We start from the raw sequence: 23,605 nt of genomic DNA on the forward strand, positions 1-23,605 counted from the left end.
TATCACTCATCATTTTGTGCAATAATTAAGCTTGCATTGCAATCATACCAAATACCATTGCAAATACAGCAAAACTTTCTGTTACACCAACAGGAATCCAGCACTTTCCGTATACAGTTTTATCTTCAACTGTCGCACGGATAGCAGCGGCACAACAACGCCCTTGCATGATACTTGAGATCATAATAGCAAGACCGCACATAAGACCAATAGCTAAGAACTGCGCGCCACTACCTTTTGCACCTTGTAGTGTCATCATAAGTACAAGACCATATATCGTTTGTGAAGATGGTGCTGCAGACATTGCGATAAGGCCACCATGAGATTCTTTTGTGCGTGGCAAAGCGCCTGCTAAACCTGTTCCAGCAATCATACATCCAATTGCCGATCCAACAGCGCCCAAAGCCATTGGGCTAATAATACCAAACCACTTGATAATTTCTTCCATAATTCTGTTGCTGCGTAATCAGCAGCCCTCCATTTTAAACCTGAGCTTTTTTGGCAAAAGGCTTATAATCGTAGCCTGTACCTTCAAAGCAATATCTGTAAAATTCCAAAAAGTTTAGGCGCAATCCATGGATAAATCCACCCATGATTGCTAGAACAATATTGATGGTATGCCCCATAAATATAACTAAAACCATCAAAATGGGCCCAATTGATGGAGAAACTTCTCGCACTTGCATACCTAGATCATTAAATATTTTAGCCATTACTGTACTTGCAAGCCCTAGAGCGAAAAGTCGCAAGTAACTAAGTATATCAGCAAAATTTTGAGTAATTCCTAATAAATCTAAGAGGCCGAGTGCAAATCGCATGAAGATATTACGATGCTTACTGGCAAATAAAACAGCAAGCACTGCACCAAAAGCTAGAGCTGATAACCCTGCATCATTTTTCCACAGAATTTTTGCGATTGCCCCCCACATCATGATGAGCCAACCAACTTGATTGATCCATAATGTGCTAGGAAAAACGCGAATAATCTGTATTATACGTGCTAAGGATAAGTGAACTGCCCCAACATATACAGATAGCATCATCATATTGTTGAGATTTTGTTCTTCGTTGTCACTAGTACCTAGTATCTGAAACTGTTTTAAGGGGTTGTCGGCAGACATTTGTATGGCAAACCAGTTTCCACTAATGGCACCAAAAATAATACAGCCAACACTCAAAGTGATCATTAGGCGGTATATTCTTTGCCCAGCTTCGGAACTTTTCAATTTACCGCTAAGTCCAAGCATAAGAGCAAGTAAAATACATCCGTATCCTGCATCACCAACAATCATTGCGAAGAAAACGGTGAAGGCAAGATAAATAGCAGAGGAACTGTCCCACTCTTTATAACCAGGAGAGGCGTATAATTTAACTAAATCTACAACAGACTGCACCCACTTAGGATTTTGAATGAGTGTTGGTGGTTCATCTTCTTCGTCTATCTCTTCTATAACTAAAGCGGCAGAAATTCCTTGCATTTCTTTTTGTAGAGCTTCTATTTGTTGTTCTGGAATGAAGCCCTTTAAAGCAAATACATCTTGCTCACATAATAGTTGATCCTCAGTAGTTTTGAAAACTTGTTCATTCTCTAAGTTTTGTTGCTGCTTTTTTAAAAGAGACAAATAAGTTGTTGCTTGTTGCAGTTTATTGTTTAGCTCTTGTTGTTTTTGTTGTACGACTTGTTGTTGTTTCTTTAGTTCTATGGTACCTTTCGGTATCACAATTTTTTGAGCACAATCAGGTAATTCATATTGATCTTTATGTGAAATAATGGCCGCAAAAATATCTTTGCCTATTTGTTTTTTGTAAGCAATATTTTCTGCTTTTAATTGAGATATTTGCTTTGCCGTTATTTTAATAAATTGCAAATATACACCATGTTCTTGTAGTTTTTGCAATTCATCTGTGGAAAATTCACCCCACATAGATAGTGACTCAATACGTTTTGTTAGGTCGTTACTTTCTTCTTTGTATTTTTGAACGCCGTTGTGCCAAGTAATAATGTTTTCTACTAGGTGATCAGGAACAGATTCGCTGTTTTCTTTTTCTTGCGACAAAGAATCCAAAATAGAAATAGCACGCGTTACTTGTTCTTGGTGTTCTAGAACACCTAAGTGCGATTTTGTTTCATTTACATTCGCAGAAACAACGTGAACAACTCCTATTTCCTGTAATTTTTCCAATATTGCTTTACGGTTTTTAGTTGTTCCTAAAACCAGTAGCCTTTTCATCGAAACAATCACTGGGTACCCCCTTTAGGCTGCATTTTTTGCTTAGCCATCTTGGAACGTCCAACAGCTGCTGCCTGTAAATCGCCAAGTTGAATGCGAATCATTCGAATATTTTCTTTGCATTCAGGAATAAGTTTTTCTTTAAACAGGTTAATGCGCTGAGTTGTTTTGCGCAATTCCTGTAGGATCACTTTTTCTTTGTTTTGCAGAGATTTTTCTCGCTCTTGAAAAAAGATGATATCCTTGATAACTTCAATTCCTTTTTCTAGCCATGGTGAGGTTAGATAAAGATCGTATTCTTCTATTGCAAAAGTCACGTTTTTTACTTCAGTAACAGAAATTCCTGCAATATTTACTTCTCGCGTTTCTAAGTTTTCTATACGCACTAAGTTTTGTACTGCTTTGGGATAGTTTTCGCAAAATAAATTTTGCCACGACTTTATATCTTGGCGAAACTTAGTTATTTTTTCGCGAAACTCTGCCATTTCTTTTACAACTTTTCTACGTTCGAGTTCGAGTTGTAATTTTTTAAGCTCCAAAGTAGGTAAAAAACGTGCAAATCTTTTGAGCGATTCTTTTTGCGCTTTTAACTCATTACGGGTTAATTTTATTTTAGCCATGTTGGTTACTCGCCAGAACGCCAATACTTTTCTATTAGTTTACTAGATATCCCTATTTCTTGAGGCTCAAAAATACTACTCAATATTTTCCAGCAACCGTCAAGTGCTTCTTCTAATGTTAAATTGACAGCAAGGGACATCATTTCTTTTTCAAAACGCTCACCGTAAAGAAGAAGTTTTTCATCCCACGAGGACATCATAAAACCCATTGACTGTTTTTCGCGACTTTCTTTACATTTCGCGTATAATTGTATACAAGCAGTCATAATATCACGATGATCGTCGCGCGATTTCCCATTTACCATCTGTTTCAAACGGCTAAGGGAACCAAATGGTTCAATCCATCCGTTACGCAAGTAAAATTGCCCTTCGGTGATATATCCGGTGTTATCTGGTACAGGGTGAGTTACGTCATCCCCGGGCATTGTTGTTACTGCTAAGGTTGTTAGTGAACCACTGCCTTCGAAGTCAACAGCTTTTTCATAGCGCATAGCTAATTGAGAATATAAATCTCCAGGATATCCACGGTTACTTGGTATCTGTTCCATGGTGATCGCAATTTCTTTTAATGCATCGGAAAAAGCGGTCATATCGGTAAGAAGTACAAGAACACGCTTGTTTTGTTTTACCGCGAAATTTTCAGCAACAGCAAGAGCCATATCTGCTACCATTAGGCATTCTACTAGTGGATCGGCAGCAGTGTGGACAAAAAGGATTGAGCGGTGAAGTACTCCACCTTCTTCAAAGGTATTACGGAAATTCAGATAGTCATCGTGCTTTAGTCCCATACCACCAAAAACAATTACGTCTGCTTCTGCTTGCAAAGCAATACGCGCTAGCAGTTCGTTGTATGGTTCTCCTGGAATAGAGAATATCGGGAGCTTTTGTGATTCAACTAAAGTATTGAATACATCAATCATCGGAATACCCGTGCGAATCATATTTTCAGGTATTTTTCTTTTTGATGGGTTTACGCTAGGACCACCGATCTCGATCATATTATCTTGTAAATCGCTTTTGCCATCGCGTGGTTTACCACTTCCAGTGAAAACTCTTCCTAACAAATTGTCAGAAAAAGAAACCTGCATAGGGTGACCTAAAAAACGAACTTTGTCACCAGTGGAAACCCCTTTGGTTCCTTGAAATACCTGTAAAGAAACTTCTTCGTGGTTTAATTTAACTACCTGTGCAAGAGAAGAACCATGATCACTTTCCACAATCGCTAAATCTTCGTAACTTACGTTGCTGGCATTTAGAGTAACTACGTTTCCCGCGATGCTGTTGATTTTTGTGTAAACTTTTCTCATAGTAGTTCCTTCACCTTCGTTTCTTGGTCTTTAAAAGCCTGTGACTCCCACTCGGTCAAGTTCCAGTTTAGGAATGCTTCTTGTAGTTGGAAAAAGCTACTTCGCGCTTCGTCTTTTGATGAATAACTAAATGAATGGTTAAGTACATCGAGTAGAATGCCGAAAGTATGTTTTTGCCTATCTAAAGAACATGCTGCGTCAATATCATGAAAAGCATTTTGTTGTAAATACACGCGGTCAAGAAGCTCTGCTTTTAGAAAAAGAATAAAGTCGTCGATGCTGACTCCCTCTTCACCAACTACGGTCATCATCTGTCCTACTTCATTACCGTTACGTAGTATTTTTTTAGCAAAAGCAACTGTTTCTTCGTCAATACCACCTTTGTATTTACTCCACGATTCAATCGGATCCATTGATGGGAAGCGTCTTGCATCTGCACGCGCACGAGAAAGTCCATGAAAAGCACCCACAACTTTAAGCGTTGCTTGTGTTACTGGTTCTTCGAAGTTTCCGCCCGCAGGACTTACAGTTCCACCTACAGTAATCGATCCTTTTTCGCCGTTAGTTAGTTCTACAAGACCAGCGCGTTCGTAAAAACCTGCAATCACAGATTCTAGATATGCTGGAAATGCTTCTTCTCCAGGAATTTCTTCTAATCGTCCACTCATTTCGCGTAGCGCTTGCGCCCAGCGTGATGTGGAGTCAGCAAGAAGAAGAACATCAAGCCCCATTAATCGGTAATATTCAGCAAGGGTAACCCCGGTGTATACAGATGCTTCGCGTGCAGCAACAGGCATAGAACTTGTATTACAAATAATAATAGTTCTTTCCATTAAAGGACGCCCAGTTTTTGGGTCAGTTAGCTCAGGAAATTCTCGTAAGGTTTCCACCACTTCTCCAGCGCGCTCACCACATGCAGCAATAATTACCACGTCTACTTCTGCATGGCGACTAGTGATTTGTTGCATTACGGTTTTTCCTGCGCCAAAAGGACCTGGAATACAATATGTTCCACCTTTACAGACGGGAAAAAACGAATCAATAATACGTTGTTTTGTAATGAGTGGTTCTGTAGGGAGCAATCTGTCTTTGTAGCCCTTCATTGGAAGTTTGACTGGCCACTGGTAGCTCATTCCTAACTCGTGGGTGTTACCATTGTCACTTTTTAAAGTAACAATTTTTTCTTTTATGGTGTATTCACCTTCTTTGGCGATTTTCTCGATTTTGAGTTTGCCCGAGAATGATGGAGGAACAATAATGTGGTGTGTGAATATTCCTTCAGGAACACTACCCAAATAATCTCCTGCTTCGACTGTGTCGCCAGCTTTTTTAGTTGGAGTGAATTTCCATTTCATTTTTGTATCAAGAGGCTCTTTATATATCCCTGATTGTAGAAAAAATCCACATTCCTCTGCTAGTTGCGGTAGAGGATTTTGTAGACCGTCATATATTTGTCCTAGGAGTCCAGGGCCTACAGTTACAGATAATAGTCCAGAAGTGATTTCCACTTCGTCTCCTACCTGTAAACCTCGTGTCGATTCAAAAACCTGCATATCAATAAATTGATTACGTAGGCGAATAATTTCTGCTTTTAGCTTTACGCCATCCCGACTACGACAACAGTATGCTACAGCATTTTGTCTTACGCTGTCTGTAACTTCTGCTGTTACTAAGTTTCCGTAGATAGCAACTATTTTTCCTTTAGTATCAGCCATTGGCCACCTTTTCAAAAATATCTATTTGCGATTGAGAAATAGCCCACCATCGCTCTAAAATGAGTAATTTAATAGCGTATACCACAATTTCATCGTCTGAAAAAGAATAAGGCACAGCAAGTGAATCCGCAAATTTCCAGCGTTCTTGGTCTAAGAGTTTTTCACTTTCAAGAGGAGAACTTTGTTTATTGTAATCGGCAGTTATTTTTTGGTAATCGTAGAAAGAATCATTTTCCAATGCTTTTACCAATAAGTTTCCCGAAAGTGATTGTCCTAAAGATTCTGAACGTGTATTTGCTATATGTTTACGTAAGCCTACTTCCCACTCTAACCACTCTTTCGCACAGCTATTGTATTTGCTTGCTAGTTCTTTTTGGTAGTTAAGTAGTGTTAGCCAGATACGAGATTGCCATTTTTCAAAAGACAAGTTTTGCCAAATATTTTGTGGTAGATCATCGCGTAAAACTGTGGTGTCATTTTTGGCTTTTTGAATTTTGTCTAAAGGAATAGTACCGCAAAATGTCGGATTGTATCCGTTGGCAATTTTTTCCATATTGGCAATATCTTGCTGAAGCAAGATACTTTGCACAAGTTCTGAAATACTTGCATTTTCACTAAGAACTCCGTGCCAAAATTTTTGTATGGAAACAGCTGGTTGTTCACTATATACAAAAGATAGAGGAGGAAGAGACGCTAAAAGATAGTATTTTTTCAAGTTATTTCTCCTGAGTGAGAATACCCTTTACCATATCACTTAAATGAGGAGATAGGGCATCTTGTACAGAGTCATTCGTAACTTCAATGCACCCACCATCAGGATCATGAACAAGAAAACCGGCTATGTTGTCATTTTTTTTGCAAGTAGCTTTTACCTCTGATGTCAACCACGCTTCCAAATCAGAGGACAATTTTTGAGGCACTTCTACAGTCATGCTATGTCCACTATTTTGCGTATATTGTGAGATGAGATTTTGGAGTAAATCTTTTACTACATCGGTTTTTGCAAGGTTTTCTTTGACTTGTTTGTTTAAGAGGTTGTTAAAAATTTGTTCCACATCTTTTTTTAGTTGCAAAGTTACATCGCGAGCAGCGAGTTGTAAGTTTTGTTTACCGCTTTCGAGGAGTTTATCAGCTTCCTGTTGGGCTTTAGCTACGGTAGCTTGTTTTTCTTCCTCTGCTTCTTTGTGGATTTTGGCGGCTTGTTCTTGGGCAGATGCAATAATTTTCTGTGCTTCTTCTTTTCCCTGATCTACACCTTCTTGTTGCAATTTTTTTGCAAGTTCTTGTATATCCATAAAATCAATCCATAAAATTAAACCATAGATCAAGAAATATTGCCTCTGACCTATGGCGATTCCAATTTATTCAGTGGAAAACATACTACAGTTTTTTTTCTTTAAATATAACGTGCTTTCGAACAATTGGATCGTATTTTCTAAGTTCCAATTTTCCTGGTGTTTTACGTCTATTTTTTTCTGTAGTATAGAAATAGCCAGATTCACTACTGACCATTTTTACGTGTAAACGAACGTCTTCTTTTTTTCGTGCCATTTTAAATTTTACCTTTCATTATTTTTGATTTGAAAGAAAGGAGAGGTTACAATCGCTATTTTTGGGGAGAAAATAAAAAATATCCCTTGGATGCGGTATTGTAACAAAGATTTTCCTTGAGGAGAGCTTTGAACATAGGCGTGTATTCTCGGCTATGTTGTTATGTATAAATAACAACAAATACTGCTCAAAAAAACAGTTAAAAGCAAATTGTGAGAAAACTATAAAAAAAATACACTACCAAATAATTGTCCATACAAAACAAAATTACATTGTTTTTGGTGTAAATTTTCTTAAAATCTTAGTATGTAGTACACCATAACTTGTATTGAATTTTTGATGAGATTGAGGCAACTTATCAACTAAAGTTATTAAATTGATAATGCTCTTTCCGTGGAGCATATCAAATTTACTTAAAAAGTCAACTTTTTTTCTAGGAGCTTGTTATAAAATTGACTTTTGTCCAATTTTGTAACGAGTTTTAAATAGGGGAGAATAATGATAAAATTTTTATTGCTGCTCATCGTTTTGTGTGGAGCACTTTGCCTACAAAGTGCAGAAATTTATATCCACTACGATGCTAAATGGGGGAATCATGTTTCCATTCGTGGTGATGCTGCTTCTTTAAGTTGGGAAAGAGGCGTCAAGGCCGAAGCGGTTTCTGCAAACATGTGGAAATTTACGACTTCAGAACAAAATTTCTCCTTTAAACCGCTTATTAATGATGAAGTCTGGTCGATAGGTGCAAATTACTCTGTAGAAGACGGTGAAGAGATTCATATTTATCCATTTTTTTACAAAAAAATGGGAACATTGGAAAATATTACTGGTTTTTCTTCTAGTATTTTGAACAATAATCGTACGTTAAGAGTTTATCTTCCCCCGAGTTATCACGAAAATACCGAAAAAAAATATCCTGTTATATACATGCATGATGGTCAAAATTTATTTGATGCATCTACAGCTTTTGGTGGGGTTGAGTGGCAAGTGGATGAAACAATGAATCTTCTTGTTGTTCAAGGAAAAATAAAAGAAGCTATTATTATTGGGATGGACAATACTGGCGCTAGCCGTATTAGTGAATACACTCCTAGTGTAGATGCTAAATATGGTGGAGGCAATGGTGATAAGTATTTAGATTTTATTTCTACAGAAGTTGTTCCGTTTATCAATAGTAAATATCGCACCATGCACGGTAAGAATAATTGTATGTTAATGGGTTCTTCGTTAGGTGGCTTAATTAGTTTTTATGCTGGTTGGACCCGCAGTGAAATTTTTGGAAGTGTTGGGTGCCTATCTAGTAGTTTTTGGTGGAATAATGAAGACCAAACGTCGCAGGTAAAAAATTCTAACCATGCACGTTTATTAAACATATACATTGATAGTGGTGGTGATTCCGACGGACGACAACAAACGCTACGTATGTATGAGGCTTTAAAAGAGCAAGGTTACAAAGACAAGAAAAATTTATATTATTTTGTCGATAAAAATGGTCAGCACAGTGAAAAATATTGGGCGCAAAGGCTTTATATCCCTTTGGTGTTTTTATTAGGAAAGTAGAATGCACAAAGTTCCTCTAGTTGTTGCTCATGGTGGAGGGCGAGGATATGGTCCTCCAAATACGCTTGCAGCAATCGAAAAATCATTGCAAATAGGCGTAGATATGGTTGAAATAGATGTTCACTTATCTAAAGACAATGTACCTGTTGTTGTTCATGACCATGATTTACGGGAGTGTAGTGATGCGGAAGAAAAATTTCCACGCCGTAAATCTTTTTTTGTAAGTAATTTTACTTTAAAAGAATTACAAACGCTTAATGTTGGAAAATGGTATGTTGATGAGTTACAGAAACCAACAAGTGAACGCGTTGATTTTTTACAATTGTTAACAACGAGCGAGAAAAAGAAATATTTTAGTAAAAAAGATATAGAATGTTATGCAAATGAAATCACAATTCCTACCTTGGAAGAAGTGATTGTAAAGGTAAAAGAATACAAAAGTTTACTCAACATTGAAATCAAACAACTACCTCGTAATTATACTAATATCACTAAGAAAGTGATTGCAGTAGTTGATAAATTTAAAATGGCGTCGCAAGTTGTTATTTCTTGCTTTGACCACCATGAGTTGGTTATTGCTAAAAATTTAAATCCGCAAATAACTACAGCTGCTCTTGTACGTGAGAAATTGTATGATCCACATTTGTATTGTCAGAGTATTGGAGCAGAAGCTTATAATATATCATGCTTGGGAGTTTTAGATGCAATAGGAATTAACTCTGAATACTATCATAAAAATAAAAAAATTCCTAAACATCAGTATATACAACAGCTGCAAGAAGAAGATATCGCACTTAATGTTTGGACAGTGAATGATGTAGAACATATGCGCGCTTTAAAAGAGGCTGGAGTAAGTGCAATTATCACTGATTACCCCCATCGGCTGCAAAAAATATTGCCAAAACCATATATCTCTGTTGCTAAACTTGCGAAATACGATGTCTGGAGTAGTATGGAAGGAGAAACGACTGTTGGGAAATTTTTCTTGCGTTTTCGTACACCTATTCTCCACCAAACTGAAATTGGAAATTATCAATACCACTGGAATATATTTTGGGAATATGCAGAAGAAGGTTCAGGGGCATTACCAAGTAAAAAAGAACAAGCAAAACTGGACAAGTTCGAGAAAAAAATACGCAAAATGTGGGAAGATGATGGACTGGCCATTTTGACCGCTGTTCAGATTTTTGACGGTGGTTGTCAGTGGGTGTTTTATACCTATAATTTTGAAGAATGCGCACAGCGCTATACTGAGAAAGATATAGAAGACTATCCTGCTGAACTAACGGCTGAAAAGGATAGTCGTTGGACCTATTTGCGTGAAGAAATTCTATCGACGACTGACTGGAAAGAGCGTCAGAAAGAATGGCAAACACAATTTCGCAAATGGAAAAAGTGAGATAGAAAATTTCTCATTATCGCAAATACAGATAAAGTATTAGGGCGTGCCGGCATTTAAAAAAATAACAAAATAATCGAGCTTAGTGAGCTAGCATATGGACTTTCGATCCCGAACCCGTTCAGAAATGGGATCAGGATCAAACCTTGCAATTTTTATAAGATTTAAGTGTCGACACGCTTTATATATAATAGATATAAATTGGAAGATTGAGTATTGGCTGACGCTAAAACGTATAAAATAACTTAAGTTGCGACCTAAAAATAACAAGAAAAAGTGAAAGCGAGAACAAAAAGGACAACTTTTAACTCAAATCCATAAGAGGTAAAAATCAATGTTCCAGAGTGCTAGCGTCTTGGATATCGATTTACAATTAACTCTGTAGCATCGAAGTATATTAGTAATTGTTTCTCTCACATGGGTTAAACAAACTTTACAACATCTCAATTTACAAATTTTTTGCCCAAACTTTTGACCAACGATTAATCGCATCGCGAAAAGATTTTAGGGTTTTTTTACGAGCGCTGCTTACAAATATTCCTGTTGGTTCATACCAATAACCTTCTAGCTTATAAAACCGCCAACAATAAACGTTGTAATAACCTTGTTTTTTGTCTTTGTAGTATCTATAAAAGCTACGAAATGTTTTCAGTCGCTTTTTGTCTCCTGTTGATTCAATGATTTTTTGCGACACTGATTCAACGACGAGAACATTGTTTGGATCATGTCCGATGTAGGCATTTAATTGCATCTTTATTTTGCCAGTCTCGCTTTTGTCTAAGTTGGTATAAGGCATCGTAATGGCATCAATTTTTACGATTTTGCCATTGCGTTTTATGGTGAAGTAATCTTTTGTTATTGTCCATTTTTTTGTTGCCGATTGATCTTCAAACCACTTTTTCAGATGTTTAATTAATCCTGGAAAACCACTACCTTTTAGTGCTGAAACCTTGCATGTTGTAATTAATGTACCTTGATAGTGAGAATCGGCATATTTTGACTTTTCTGCCCAATATGGTTCTGTGGTAAATTCGGCTGAAAATTTATCCGTTTTCCACTGTTGTGCTTGCAATAGCATCATAAGAACAAAAATGAGTAAAAACACTTTCTTCATGGAGCAACTCCTTATTTTGAATTTCCTAAAAGCCACTTAAGTAACATGGTGCTAAATTTAGACGACAACAACTTGCGAACGGTACGAATACGTAAGAATACATATTTTTCGCGTTTACTTGCTTGTAACTCTAACAATTGAGAGAGCTGTTCTAAGTCATCTGTTGTTTTCATTAGTTCATTAATCATAGCCAAAAAAGAACTGTTGGCTTTTGTTATTTTTTTATGAGTAATCGCAAAACCTAGTTTTGCTTGCGGTTTATTGTCTATAAATAAATAGTAGGTGTTCATACTTTCGTGAGAAATTTTTTCAATAAGAGCGTCAATATATTTTTTCTCTAACTCTTGAATAAAGTAACACTTTCCAAGATTATAAAGACCTCTTTTGATAAAATCACTTGCAAAAGCATCGCGTATCATTGTTTTTAAGTAGAACCCCAAGGTTAAATATGAATTTGCGCTTTTTTTAAATTCCTGTAATTTTTTTTCAAGAGTCCATGATCTTGGAAATGAATCAACATCTTTACGAAAAGAGTCAATGATAATTTTTTGATTCTTTATTTTGATTCTGATAGCTATGTCGCCAAGGTCAGACTGGACGAGAATTCCGATGTTTTTGTCGGGGATAATTTGCAATAATTCCCGGCAAACCCCCATGTGTTTGTTCATCCAAATGAATGCTTTACTTAGGATAGCAAAATGACAATAAAAGCGCATTGTTTTAGGAGAGAATTCTCCAAGCTTTTGCGTTAAATTGAATATTTGTTTACTTTTATCTTCGGGAAATTGTCGTTCAACAACGCTGTATTCGTAGCGCAATATTTGCACAATCGTTTGTAAGATTTCAGGAAAAAGTTCAGGTATAAACTGCTTTTTGCCACTTTTCCCGACAATAGATGGTATGTTGTTCCATATTTCTTGAAAGAAAATGTACAAACTTTGTATATCGATGTGCATTTTGGGTAAATCAAGAATTTGTATATGGATGTACTTATTTACTTTTTCCACTGATTGCATATATTTGGATAATTCTTCTGCTATTTGAGTTGCGTTATCGTACACAGGAAGTAGTACATTTTTTGTATATTCATCATATGTATGACTGGTTTCAAAATTATGCCAATCATTTTTTTGGTGCCAGTCTAAAATAGGGATGATTGTATTTTCTATGTTGTTGTCTGGAGCCCATCCTAATGTATTTTTTAAACGTTTACTTGTTATCACTGATAAACTTAACATGTAATCAGCAATGTTCTCATTCAAAGCGCTTTTTTTTTGTGGAAAACGCAACTGATTTATAAAATCGTTGCTGTATTCAAAAAAGTGAGATAAGTATTTAAAGGTAGTTTGCGAAACGGGAATTTGTCCTTGGTAGCCAAAGCCCAAAATATTTGCTAGTTTACAATCAATTCCCAATAGTTTTGTTTTTGGCAAGTTTCGATCTAAAAGTCTTAGAAAAGTATGTAAAGAAACAGAGTTATCTGAAATGTTAAATATTTGATACCCTGGTTTGGGAGCTATCATAATTAAAAAGGCGGCCGTGATGACATCTGTGGCATGGACTGTTGGTATATTGTCAATATTATCTATTGTTCCTAAAATGTAACCACTGGCAAATAAATATACTAATTGCATTAAACCATCATTTACACAGATCCCATATACTGGAGCAACTCGCAAACAGTAAATTTCTAGCTCTTGCGGTTTATGATATGAAATGGACACTTGTTCCATTTCTTCAAAACTTTTTGCTAAAGGAATTATTGGTTTTGTTGCGTTATCTTCTAGTGTTGCTCCCTTAGAGTAAACACTACTGTCAGAAAAAAGAATAAGTCGACATGAGGGTAAGGATGAAAGTGTTTGGCATATTTTTTCAACTTGCAGGACGTTTTTTGTGTAGAGTGTAATAAAATCGGATTCACGTATATCGCGCGCATAATCACTGTAAAAAACAGTTTGGGGAGTGTAATCAATTAATAGATTTTTGATCTGGTGAATGTCCATAATTTTAATAAAGATAATGGACTTATAACGCTGGTCTTCTAAAAAATTTGGAATTGAAAATCCGATAAAAACAATAGATGTATTATGTTGATATTCAGTAAAGAAATGGAGTAAATAGTGTGTTAGCCAATTATCGTTACCAACAATAATGATGGGACGTTCTTGCTCATGCCAAAAAGCAGAGTTTTTTATATATTCGAGTTCGCTGCTGATCTCTTTAAGTTTATAATCTACACCTTGTAATTGGCTATCTTTTAATTTGTTTTTTGTAAAAATAGTCATTAAACTACCTAAAATTTAGAAGGATTACAATTTTATCTGAATTGTAGGGAAGATAAATGGTGGTAGCTAAACCTCATCATTCTCTTTTTCTACCTGGTCTTTTTGTTGTAGTGATAGGCCGTCATTCTCGTTAATATCAGATATCGAAACTTCTTTTGCTGTTGGTGCAATAGATCTTTTGGCTTCTTCTTGGGGAGTAAGGATTTCTGCCTCTTCGGCACTAAAGCTTTTTCCTTGGTATTTTTGTTGCACAGAGCTCCAATTTTCTTCCAAAGCATCTTTAAATAACTGGTTGTTTATCAAATAAGGGTATATATCCACGTCGCCATTGGCAAAATTTAAACGTTGATAGCGAAGAAAGAAAAATTTTGAAATAGACTTTGTCGTTCGCAGATGACGTAGTGGATATGCTTTTTTTTTGCCTACAAATAATGTATCATTGTGTAAGCACAATGGTTTTGGCTGCCAAGGAAACCACAAAATAGTGAATACTGGGATAAAGCAGAATAAAAATGCAATAAATGGATAACTCAGTAAGACGATGGCAGGAATAAGCATAATAGCACCTACAAAAATGGAAATCCAGGTATCTTCAGCAATGTTTTCTTTTTTGTCGTTTACTTTTTTTCTACGATAAATAAAATACACTACAGGAATTATTAATAATAGAAATGACATAAATAAGGAATAAGCGGTACAAAAAACGGTTGCAGTTAAGTAACGGAGAAAACGCAGGGTTACTTTGGGGTATTGGTACCAAGTAGACGTAGATAAGGGAATTTTTTTCTTTTCTACCATTTCAGAAACTTCTTCAAATCCTTTATAAGTCGAATTCAAATTAATAGATTTGGTATTTGCCCTGTGTAGATAAATGCCCTTGTAACGTAGAGGTGTAAAAGGAATACCTATAGGTCCCCACTTACTATAGGAATGGAACTCTTTCCAAGAAATATTTTCGTTTCCATAACTAATTCCTGACGTTTCTCCCACAAGATTTAGAGCCATTGGTTTACGCATAAACCATCTGACTTCTGCCATTAAACAACCAATAGTAAAAAGAATAGGTATTAAGCTGTAAAACTGTGAGATATAAAGTAAGATAATAATAGAAAAAATTACAAGAGTACCATTAAAAAAGAATTTCATGGTAAGCGGGTTATATCCTATACGAATGCTTAAGGATTCTTCTGTCACAGTAATACCTCCGTTGGTTGTGCCCTAAGGGATGGCCAAAATAAATCACCCCACTTACTCTTTTGTAATGTTAATAGAACTACAGCTATGCCACATTTAATGCCTAGCTAAATACAAAATTTTAGTGTAACCGAGACATTTTATTTTGGCCGCATCCCTAAATTTATTTCAAAGGGAGTTAAAAAGACATTGCTATGGCGATTATTTGTTGTAAAATTTTAACAGGAGACACAACCAATTTAGTTGTATCTCTTGTTAAAATTTTATACCAAAATATCAAATTTAAACAAGTTAAATTTATGGTAATTAATATGAATACTTCTCTACTTCACCAAGAAATACACGGTTATTTTGTTGATCGTATTGAAAAACAAGATGACGAAGGAACTACATACTACGGCTTTGATGTTGATGATAGTTATCCTGTGGCAATAAAAGTAATGAAATTTATTTCAAAGGAACACTTTGATCGCCTTTCAAAACTGAAAAATCTTAAACATAACAACTTAGCAAACGTACATGAAGTAGAACAATGGGATAATGATAGTTTACTGATTATACGTGACTGGGTAGATAGCACAAGTTTATATAAAGGGGTACAAGAAAAAAAGTATAATTTAATAGAATGTGTTAATTTTCTTAAAAACTGTCTGTTAGGTATTAGTTATTTACATAAACAAAATTTGTTTCATCAAAATCTTACATTGAGTAATATTTTCGAATGGGAATCTGGTGGTATATTACTAACTGATTTTTCTATTCATTGCTCTAAAAATTATAAAATTCAAGACGATATAGGATTGCTACATAAACTTTTTTACTCATTGATTACGGGAATTGTAGACACAACTAATATAGATGAACTCAAATTTGAAAATAAACTTTCAGAACATATTCCGTTAGAAAAAGCAGAAGCTCGTGTTCTGGTTATGAAATATTATGAAAAACTAGAGCGTGGAACATTTACAGACATGCGTGGTGCCCTGATTGATTTGCAACCAGTGATAGGTTGTATATATGATTTGCAAGAAAATGATGGCGCTCCTAATAAAATTGACACTGGAAAAGTTCGTCGAACTCGAGTTTTGCGAAAAGCGGATAGTCAAGATCGCAAACGTAAAGACTATGGTTTGCAGAGAGTAAAAACGGATAAAAAAGCGTTGTTCGATAGTGACACAAGCGATTCAGAGTTTAGCAAGAAAAAAACTGTTTCGTTAAAACCAGACAGCGAAGAGTCTGAGTGGAATAACTTGGTTGTAGAAAAGGCTGAAGATGATTTTCCTGATTTTCGCTTATCAACAGAAGTAGGAACGTCTTTAAATATAGACAATGCCGTAAAATCTGTTGTGCCAGAAGGAGATCTGTCTGAGTCTAGTTTAGTAAGTTCTATTACTCCCGAAATATCACAGGAGCCTGAAAAAAAGATTTTTGAAGATAATTTTCCGGAGTTTCGCCTTTCTACAGAAACTGATAGTGCTCCTGCACTACCAGTAGTACTTGATAATCCGGTTGATGTTCCATTACTTTCTCCTAAAAAAGAAACAGGAATACCTCCAACTTCTGGTGATGTTGTTTTTGAAAACGCACCTGATAATAAAGATATAAGTTTTAAACATATCAATCTTAATAAAGGCGAACGTGAACAAACAAAAAAAAGTATAAAGAATTACATCCCTTCTACTGAAAACACAAGTCAATTACCCCAGCAGCAGGAACACACACATGTTCGGGCTGTTCGCCTAGATGAGAAAGCTAAAAATGAAATTTTGCGACAACATACAGCTAATTTATTAAATGAGGTAAAAGGCACAGGAACCTACGTGATGCCGAAACCTCTAAAAAAACAATACCAACGCAAACAGCTAAGATATGTCTGGTTTTCGGTGATTGCAATTCTCATTATGGCTTTTACTTATATTAAATTACAAACCGATTTTGATATACACACTACATTCAAGAGTTTTTTTGAAAAAACAGGTGAGAATAAGCAAAGGAATGTAGACCCTAGTCGGCGCGGTTGGTTTGGAGAAGAGATGCCAAAGGGTATGTCTAAAAGTAAGAAACTTGGTGAATATGTTTGGCTTTTTGACAATAGCATTATGATTTATGTTCCTGCTGGAAATTTTTGGCGAGGGACAAGTGCTGGAAAAAAGAACGAACAGCCTCAGCGCACAATTTTTGTTTCCGATTATTACATTGATAAATATGAATTATCTAATGTTCTATATCGAAAATTTGTGGCGCAGAACAAAGAAAGATCAACGAAGTTTCTCAAGCACAAAAAGTTGGGTGAAGACGAGCGTCCTGTTGTAGCATTAAGTTGGTATAATGCTAAAGCATATGCAAAGTGGACAAAAAAACGTTTACCAACAGAAGCACAGTGGGAAAAAGCTGCAAGAGGTGGTATTGATGTGCTTCGCGTTGAAGGTGGACGTTTACGTAAGATGCCGAATAAGTATCCAAAGAGACAGTACCCTTGGGGAGAAAAAATTCATAGTGATTATGCAAATATCGGACACAAAAAAGGAAAGCCTTATTTTGTGAGTTCTTTTTTAAAAGGACGTTCTCCTTATGGATGTCATAATATGCTAGGAAATGTATGGGAGTGGTGTGAAGATTACTATAAGACAAACTATTACAGTACATCGCCTATAAAAAATCCTAAAGGACCTACAAAGAAAATGAAATATCGCGTTTGCCGAGGAGGAGCGTGGAGTTCGGAAAAAGTATACATTTATAGTCGACGAGGCCTAGAACCAGAACAAAATAAAGTCTATATTGGTGCTCGTTTTGTTGTATTGGGACTCAAAAATGAATAATTATTATCACCACACAAAAAACTTACGTCAAGAGTTAAAAGTTTTTTTGGATGTAGATGTTTTAAAAAATTTACATCGTAAAGTGTGGTGGAAGCATTTTCTTATTTGTTTTAAACAGATTTTGGTATTGGGATTGTGTTGTCTTTTTATTTTTTTGTATAATTCTGTTTATGTATGGTTACCTTGTTCTATTGTAATCGGTTTTATTACTTTTGCATGGAATCCTTTACTGCATGAAGTTATTCATGGCGGTATTTTTCAAAAAAAACAACCATTTATAGAAAATATTATTGGATATTTTTATGCTAACATGGGGGGTTTGTGTAAAACCCAATTTACGCGCTGGCATTTGCAGCATCATAGCGAACTCGGATCTTTTGAAAATGACCCCAAGCGAGCGTATTTGACACCTAAAATTGTTAAACGGTGGTATAAATGTCTTTACTTAACTCCCATGTTATTCTTAATTTATTTTCGTGCAGCTAACAAAGAAACACGTAGCTATCCGCAAGAGGTACAAAGGCAAATTAAGTTTGAAAAATTGCTTTTGTTTATGTTTCATGGTGGACTCTTTTTTATGATAACTAAGTATTTGGGAATTTTTTATGCGCTTAAAATGCATATTATTCCTTACTTCTTGGTATTTCCTATCGCGTTTACTATAAATCGACTAGGACAACATTATGCGATTGACCCTGAAGATTCTGCTCATTGGACAACTCTTATCTCTTCAGGTTTGGTAGTGAATACTATTTTTTTGTATTCAAATTTACATTTAGAGCATCATTATTTTCCACGAATTCCTTGTTACAATTTGCCTAAGTTACAGCACTACTTATTACCATTTTACAAAAGCCGTGGAATACAGCCTCGTAAATATCGATGGTTGATATATCACTGGTTTATTTTGAACCAACGACCTCACGAAAACTGGCATAAAGCATCTCTTGATTGCTAAGGATAAAACTAGCAATTAGAGTAACGCATATAAAAAAAAGTTGAAAAACACCTAAATATGAATTATCTTAAACGGTTCATATTTTAGCATATTCTAATTTAGCTGTTTTGGTAGAATGACCAGAAGCGGCCAACCAATCCCTTGTTGGGCAGTCACAAATAAAGCTAGGATAAAATAGCTCAAGGAGAAATTTATGAGTTTAGAACAAGATCTAAAACGTTTACGCGATGAACGGCAACAAAAATTTAATGAAGAAGATTGGGAAGGTGCTCTTCAGATACATGATAGAATTTTAGAATTAAGCCCATCGCCCCTACGTTATGCGAATAGAGGTTCCATTCTTTATAGATTAGGACGAATAGAGGAAGCTATTGCAGCATATCGCGAAGCCTTAGATTTAGATCCTAGCTTAAGGCGTGCCAAGGCAGATCTTGAGAGATTAGAAGGGCAATTAGAAGAACAACAGCAGCAACAGGAACAACAACCAGAACAAAAAGAAACTAATTTACCACTTCCTGACCAAAATGCGAATATTCCTGAGTCACAGCAGGAAAAACTCAATCAATTGCGCGATGACAGACAAGCATGTTTACAGAATGAGGATTGGGAAGGTGCTTTAGCAAAGCATGATCAAATTTTAGAGATAGAGCCAACGGCTTTGCGCTATGCTAATAAAGGTTCAATACTCTACAGACTTGGGCATTTTTCTAAGGCTTCTGAAAGTTATCGTAAAGCTTTAGAGCTAGATCCAACTATGGAACCAGCTAAAAGAGATCTTGAAAGACTAGAAGCACAGATGGAAGAAGAAGGACTGCTTCGCGGTGGTAAGCAAGATGAAAAAGAAATATACGAAAAAATAGAGCTTCTTAGAAAACAACGACAAGAAAAAGTAGAGCAAGGATTGTGGGAGGAAGCGCTTTCTATTCATGATCAAGTTTTAGCGTTAGAACCTACTGCACTTCGTCATGCTAATCGCGGGGCTTTACTATATCGTTTAGGTAAACATCGAGAAGCAATTGCAAGTTATCAAACAGCTCTTGGTCTCGATAGTTCTCTCGAACAAGCAAAAGAAGCAGTAACACATTTAGAAGGGCTTCTTGAAGAAGAATCGCTCCTTGCCGGTTCGGAACAAGAGGATGGTTCCCAAGAAGAGCTTGCGCGTCAGATAACGCAGTACCGAGATGAACGTCAGGTTTTTATCAAAGAAAAAAATTGGGAGCAAGCTCTCGCAATGCACGATAGAATAATTGAGCTAGAACCAACGGCATTGCGTTACGTTAATCGGGGTGCAATGTTATATCGTATGAAAAGATTACAGGAGGCCATTGATGCTCATAAAAAAGCTTTAGAAATGGATCCGTCTCTTGATAATGCCAAAAAAGACATTGTGCGTATGGAAAAAGAGCTACAAAAGAAACGTGCTGCACAAGAAGAGCTTATTACACCTCTTGTTGATGAACCAACTGAAAAAGAGATCGAAGAAAAACTTGAGAGTTTAAAATCACAGCGTCAAGAACAAATCGAGCTCAATAATTGGGAAAAGGCTTTAGAATACCAAAATGAAATTATCGATTTAGAACCAAATGCATTACGTTACACAAATAAAGGCTCTATGCTTTATCGTTTAGGTAAAGTAAACGAAGCTATTCTTTGCTATCGTAAAGCTCTAGAACTTGATCCTGAATTGGAAAGAGCCACAAGCGATTTGGAAAGACTCAAAGAAAACGAAATGGATCGTTTGCGTGAAGAACGTCAAGAGCAAATGGAAGAAGAAAATTGGGGTCAGGCACTTTATTTACATGATATTATTTTAGCCCTTGAAACAACTGCACTCCGCATGGCAAATCGTGGATCTATTCTTTATCGAATGAATAGATTTCAAGAAGCTATGTCAAGTTATCGCAAAGCGCTTGAACTAGATCCTGATTTAGAAAAAGCAAAAGAAGATATTGAACGATTACAAGAAGAAATAAATCAACCTCAAGAGTTATCGGCAATTCCTGAAGAATTTGAAGAAGACGATGAAGAATTTTTTGATGCTGTGCCTGTTGATGAAGCAGAAGAAATGGAGTCTGCTAACGAATTATCTGCTGTGGAAGAAATAGTAAATAGTTTGCCAACAGATGTTTTCGAAGGTCATAAAGGCGAGGTTACCGATATACAGATTGTTGCAAATACTTCAACACTTATTTCAACGAGCAAAGATAAAACTATTAGAGTTTGGGATATAGAGAGTAAAGAATGTTTACGGATTTTGGAAGGGCATGATGATTGGATTCGCTTTTTGACTTTAAGTCCTGATGGAACAAGATTGTTCTCTTGTAGTGATGATTGGAATGTGCGTGCGTGGAATTTTGATTCAGGACAATGTGAGTATATATTAGAAGGTCACACGATGCCTGTTCTTCATGTCTCAACTTCTCCAAGCCATCGTTTCTTATTCTCAACAAGTCGTGATCGAACTATTAAAATTTGGGATTATCAAAACGGTAAGTTACTTTCTACTTTGGAAGGCCATGAGGATTGGGTTAATCATTTTATACCTACACCTGATGGTAATAAAGCCATTTCTTCTAGTTTAGATGGTGATATTCGCATTTGGAATGTGTTGGGGTGGCGTTGTACAAATACTTTAAAAGGGCATGAAGGTTGGATTGAGTTTTTATATTTGATACAAGATGGCCGCAAAATTATTTCTGGAAGTAGTGATAATACAATTAAAGTTTGGAATTTTGCAGAAGGCACAGAAGAAAAATCCATTTCTACAAACACAGCTCTTACAGATATGATTTTGACTAAAGACGAAACGAAGGTCATTGCTGCAACAAAAGATAATACAATTCGCGTTTGGGATTTGAATTCAGGTGAATGCTTGAAAATCATTAGAGGGCAAAACTCTATTACTGCTAAATTGGCTCTTATTCATAATGATGAGTATATACTTTCTTCATCGTTAAAGGGTGAAGTAAATGTTTGGTGCATTTCTACTGGGACAAAAATTGCAAAATTTAACGAAAACAATGTTGTAAATAAATTTATAGTACTAGATGATAAAAATTTAGTGATAGGTGCTTGCCGCGACAATACAATTAAAATGTGGAATACGGAAAAATGTCGTTCTTAGGCACTTAAAATAATACCATTTTACTTGTCCGAAATTTTATTCATTATTGTCATTACGTCGCTTGCAGAAATAGACATTTACATGTCCAAAACATTTGGCTGATGAATAAAATTCCAGCACAAAAGAGCTTGTTACACGATAAACAAAGTTTTAAGAAAATATATTACTTGGGAGATTCCATGCGCACTGTTCTATGTTTAGTATTCTTGTTGTTAGTTGGTTGTTCCGATGCACTGGAACAAAAAGCAAAAGAGTCAGTAACAGCTAAAAAATACCATAAAGCATTTTTACTCTACAAACAAGCAATTACAAATAAGCCAACAAAAGATATTCTTTATAAAGAGTTACAAAAAACGGTTTCATTTATTCTTCACCAAGGTATAGATGAAATAAAAATTAAAGACTATCAAAAAGCTGTAAATACGTTGTCTCTTGTTGCTAAAGACAAAGATTATCCATCTGTAGATGCAAAAGTGGCTTTGGGGATTGCTTATCTAAATAGTTATAAGCTGTCCTCTAAAAATATTTTTTATGGCTTATCTTTGTTCACCGAAGCATTAAACCAATCAAAAATGCGTATGTTGACTAAAGGTATTCATAAAGATATTCTCGCATGGGTAGTTGACAAAGGAATGTCTCGAAAGGACATTCTATATAAAAATTTTCAAAAACTTTATGATATCGGCACTGTATACCGACAATTTTTGTTTTATGATATTATTAAAAATATAACTCAAGAGCAGAATATTCCTCGTCCAAAATATTTGGCAGAGGAGAAAGATAAGCGCATTTTAGATATTCATTCTCTTTTGGTGTGGTGCCTTCATAATTTAAAAATCATTTCTTCTGAAAGTAAATTTAATGCACCTGCAAGCACCGCTTGGAGTATTCTTCGGGGTTATGGTACGCTAGAGGAGATCAATGTATGTTTTGTTTTTTTATGCAGACAGTTAGGTCTTCCTTGTTATCTTGTACAAAAAGATAAGTCGCTTTTTCCCGTTGTAAAAGTAGATAGCGATTGGATATTTGTTGATTTTTTAGATCAAAATTTTGTTGTTGATAATGGTAATTTTAAATTTACTTTGCCAAAAGGCTTAAAGCATATAGATGCTCTTCGTTCAGGTAAAATTTTACTAGTTTTTCCTCCACGTAGTATTGTGCCGCGAATGTCTACAATTGAAAATCTTTATAAGTTGTATCACATTGATTCTCCTGTGTTTTACTATGATATTAATGAAAACGCTAGTACCGTTTACAAAGGCTTAGGGATGGAGTTTGCTTTGTCAAACCCTACGCTTCTTATTACTGACAGCGAGAAGTTGAGTGTGCAAATATATAGTAAATGCATTGAAGTATGGGGAAAATACAATCACAATAAAGATGAAAAGTTGATTGAAAAGTGGCAGAAAAAAATGCCTATCGATATTCCAACTAGACAAATGGTTTTGCACTCTCTTTTGAAAGAAAAAAAATACGTTGAAGAATCAGTTGACAAAATTGAAAATCCAGAAGAATTCTTGGTGTATTATCGTGCATGGTCTTTAAAAAATATTGGTGAGTTTGAGCAGTCTAAAAGTGCTTTTTTAGCGTATATTGATAAATATAGCAAGGGCTTTTGGTATGAGATGGCCAAAGTACATCTAGGACAAATTTCTTTTTGGCAAGGTAAGAAAGATCATAATTATTATCAAAATACATTTCTCAAAAATAGTTATTTTGCGAAATAAC

17 protein-coding genes are annotated in these 23,605 nt (G+C 35.7%); 6 read left to right on the forward strand and 11 right to left on the reverse strand.

Annotated features, from left to right (window positions below):
• Positions 1 to 25: 25 nt before the first annotated feature.
• From UABHE_RS01570 to rpmG, 8 genes are all read right to left on the reverse strand, one after another.
• Positions 26 to 448 carry an ATP synthase subunit C gene (locus UABHE_RS01570; protein WP_372368409.1) on the reverse strand — a complete coding sequence of 141 codons (423 nt, stop codon included), beginning with the start codon at positions 446 to 448 and terminating at the stop codon, positions 26 to 28.
• Positions 449 to 482: 34 nt separating this feature from the next.
• Positions 483 to 2,243: a V-type ATP synthase subunit I gene (locus UABHE_RS01575; RefSeq protein WP_372368410.1), complete on the reverse strand. Its 1,761-nt coding sequence runs from the start codon at positions 2,241 to 2,243 to the stop codon at positions 483 to 485.
• Positions 2,240 to 2,851 carry a V-type ATP synthase subunit D gene (locus UABHE_RS01580; protein WP_372368411.1) on the reverse strand — a complete coding sequence of 204 codons (612 nt, stop codon included), beginning with the start codon at positions 2,849 to 2,851 and terminating at the stop codon, positions 2,240 to 2,242. Before UABHE_RS01580 ends, UABHE_RS01575 begins: the two co-directional genes overlap by 4 nt.
• Positions 2,852 to 2,856: 5 nt before the next feature.
• On the reverse strand, positions 2,857 to 4,158 hold the full coding sequence (locus UABHE_RS01585; protein WP_372368412.1) for a V-type ATP synthase subunit B: 1,302 nt from the start codon (positions 4,156 to 4,158) through the stop codon (positions 2,857 to 2,859).
• The gene (locus tag UABHE_RS01590) at positions 4,155 to 5,873 is read right to left on the reverse strand and encodes a V-type ATP synthase subunit A (protein WP_372368413.1); all 1,719 of its coding nucleotides are present in this window, start codon (positions 5,871 to 5,873) and stop codon (positions 4,155 to 4,157) included. Before UABHE_RS01590 ends, UABHE_RS01585 begins: the two co-directional genes overlap by 4 nt.
• Positions 5,866 to 6,588, reverse strand: coding sequence for a DUF2764 family protein (locus UABHE_RS01595; protein ID WP_372368414.1), 723 nt, complete (start codon positions 6,586 to 6,588; stop codon positions 5,866 to 5,868). Before UABHE_RS01595 ends, UABHE_RS01590 begins: the two co-directional genes overlap by 8 nt.
• 1 nt (position 6,589) lies before the next feature.
• A complete protein-coding gene (locus UABHE_RS01600; protein ID WP_372368415.1) occupies positions 6,590 to 7,168 on the reverse strand; it encodes a V-type ATP synthase subunit E family protein in 579 nt (192 codons plus the stop codon).
• Between the two features lie 85 nt (positions 7,169 to 7,253).
• Positions 7,254 to 7,424, reverse strand: coding sequence for a 50S ribosomal protein L33 (gene rpmG / locus UABHE_RS01605; RefSeq protein WP_372368416.1), 171 nt, complete (start codon positions 7,422 to 7,424; stop codon positions 7,254 to 7,256).
• A 498-nt stretch (positions 7,425 to 7,922) separates the two neighbouring features.
• Here rpmG and UABHE_RS01610 point away from each other — a divergent pair, with 498 nt between their 5' ends.
• Positions 7,923 to 8,984: an alpha/beta hydrolase gene (locus UABHE_RS01610; RefSeq protein WP_372368417.1), complete on the forward strand. Its 1,062-nt coding sequence runs from the start codon at positions 7,923 to 7,925 to the stop codon at positions 8,982 to 8,984.
• A 1-nt stretch (position 8,985) separates the two neighbouring features.
• Positions 8,986 to 10,383, forward strand: coding sequence for a DUF695 domain-containing protein (locus UABHE_RS01615; protein ID WP_372368418.1), 1,398 nt, complete (start codon positions 8,986 to 8,988; stop codon positions 10,381 to 10,383).
• Between the two features lie 448 nt (positions 10,384 to 10,831).
• Here the strand turns inward: UABHE_RS01615 and UABHE_RS01620 are convergent, their stop codons facing one another.
• The 3 genes from UABHE_RS01620 to UABHE_RS01630 all read right to left on the reverse strand — a co-directional run bounded on the left by UABHE_RS01620 (position 10,832) and on the right by UABHE_RS01630 (position 14,976).
• Positions 10,832 to 11,497, reverse strand: coding sequence for a hypothetical protein (locus UABHE_RS01620; protein WP_372368419.1), 666 nt, complete (start codon positions 11,495 to 11,497; stop codon positions 10,832 to 10,834).
• Between the two features lie 11 nt (positions 11,498 to 11,508).
• Positions 11,509 to 13,782 carry a hypothetical protein gene (locus tag UABHE_RS01625; RefSeq protein ID WP_372368420.1) on the reverse strand — a complete coding sequence of 758 codons (2,274 nt, stop codon included), beginning with the start codon at positions 13,780 to 13,782 and terminating at the stop codon, positions 11,509 to 11,511.
• A gap of 66 nt (positions 13,783 to 13,848) precedes the next feature.
• A complete protein-coding gene (locus tag UABHE_RS01630; RefSeq protein WP_372368421.1) occupies positions 13,849 to 14,976 on the reverse strand; it encodes a hypothetical protein in 1,128 nt (375 codons plus the stop codon).
• Between the two features lie 311 nt (positions 14,977 to 15,287).
• On the opposite strand from UABHE_RS01630, the gene UABHE_RS01635 reads away from it, so the two are divergent.
• The 4 genes from UABHE_RS01635 (at position 15,288) to UABHE_RS01650 (ending at position 23,604) form a co-directional block, all read left to right on the forward strand.
• Positions 15,288 to 17,795, forward strand: coding sequence for an SUMF1/EgtB/PvdO family nonheme iron enzyme (locus UABHE_RS01635; protein ID WP_372368422.1), 2,508 nt, complete (start codon positions 15,288 to 15,290; stop codon positions 17,793 to 17,795).
• Positions 17,788 to 18,753, forward strand: a complete 966-nt coding sequence (locus tag UABHE_RS01640) for a fatty acid desaturase (RefSeq protein ID WP_372368423.1) — start codon at positions 17,788 to 17,790, stop codon at positions 18,751 to 18,753. Before UABHE_RS01635 ends, UABHE_RS01640 begins: the two co-directional genes overlap by 8 nt.
• 193 nt (positions 18,754 to 18,946) lie before the next feature.
• Positions 18,947 to 21,877 carry a tetratricopeptide repeat protein gene (locus UABHE_RS01645; RefSeq protein WP_372368424.1) on the forward strand — a complete coding sequence of 977 codons (2,931 nt, stop codon included), beginning with the start codon at positions 18,947 to 18,949 and terminating at the stop codon, positions 21,875 to 21,877.
• Between the two features lie 179 nt (positions 21,878 to 22,056).
• On the forward strand, positions 22,057 to 23,604 hold the full coding sequence (locus tag UABHE_RS01650) for a hypothetical protein (protein ID WP_372368425.1): 1,548 nt from the start codon (positions 22,057 to 22,059) through the stop codon (positions 23,602 to 23,604).
• The last annotated feature ends 1 nt before the right edge of the window (position 23,605 follow it).

The organism is Candidatus Uabimicrobium helgolandensis (assembly GCF_041508025.1).
Classification (GTDB): Bacteria; Planctomycetota; Uabimicrobiia; order Uabimicrobiales; family Uabimicrobiaceae; genus Uabimicrobium; species Uabimicrobium helgolandensis.

Coding starts and splice junctions, on each gene's coding strand:
- UABHE_RS01570 (WP_372368409.1), bottom strand. CDS start 448: ATGGAAGAAATTATCAAGTGGTTTGGTATTATTAGCCCAATGGCTTTG.
- UABHE_RS01580 (WP_372368411.1), bottom strand. CDS start 2,851: ATGGCTAAAATAAAATTAACCCGTAATGAGTTAAAAGCGCAAAAAGAA.
- UABHE_RS01585 (WP_372368412.1), bottom strand. CDS start 4,158: ATGAGAAAAGTTTACACAAAAATCAACAGCATCGCGGGAAACGTAGTT.
- UABHE_RS01590 (WP_372368413.1), bottom strand. CDS start 5,873: ATGGCTGATACTAAAGGAAAAATAGTTGCTATCTACGGAAACTTAGTA.
- UABHE_RS01600 (WP_372368415.1), bottom strand. CDS start 7,168: ATGGATATACAAGAACTTGCAAAAAAATTGCAACAAGAAGGTGTAGAT.
- rpmG (WP_372368416.1), bottom strand. CDS start 7,424: ATGGCACGAAAAAAAGAAGACGTTCGTTTACACGTAAAAATGGTCAGT.
- UABHE_RS01610 (WP_372368417.1), top strand. CDS start 7,923: ATGATAAAATTTTTATTGCTGCTCATCGTTTTGTGTGGAGCACTTTGC.
- UABHE_RS01615 (WP_372368418.1), top strand. CDS start 8,986: ATGCACAAAGTTCCTCTAGTTGTTGCTCATGGTGGAGGGCGAGGATAT.
- UABHE_RS01620 (WP_372368419.1), bottom strand. CDS start 11,497: ATGAAGAAAGTGTTTTTACTCATTTTTGTTCTTATGATGCTATTGCAA.
- UABHE_RS01625 (WP_372368420.1), bottom strand. CDS start 13,782: ATGACTATTTTTACAAAAAACAAATTAAAAGATAGCCAATTACAAGGT.
- UABHE_RS01635 (WP_372368422.1), top strand. CDS start 15,288: ATGAATACTTCTCTACTTCACCAAGAAATACACGGTTATTTTGTTGAT.
- UABHE_RS01640 (WP_372368423.1), top strand. CDS start 17,788: ATGAATAATTATTATCACCACACAAAAAACTTACGTCAAGAGTTAAAA.
- UABHE_RS01645 (WP_372368424.1), top strand. CDS start 18,947: ATGAGTTTAGAACAAGATCTAAAACGTTTACGCGATGAACGGCAACAA.
- UABHE_RS01650 (WP_372368425.1), top strand. CDS start 22,057: ATGCGCACTGTTCTATGTTTAGTATTCTTGTTGTTAGTTGGTTGTTCC.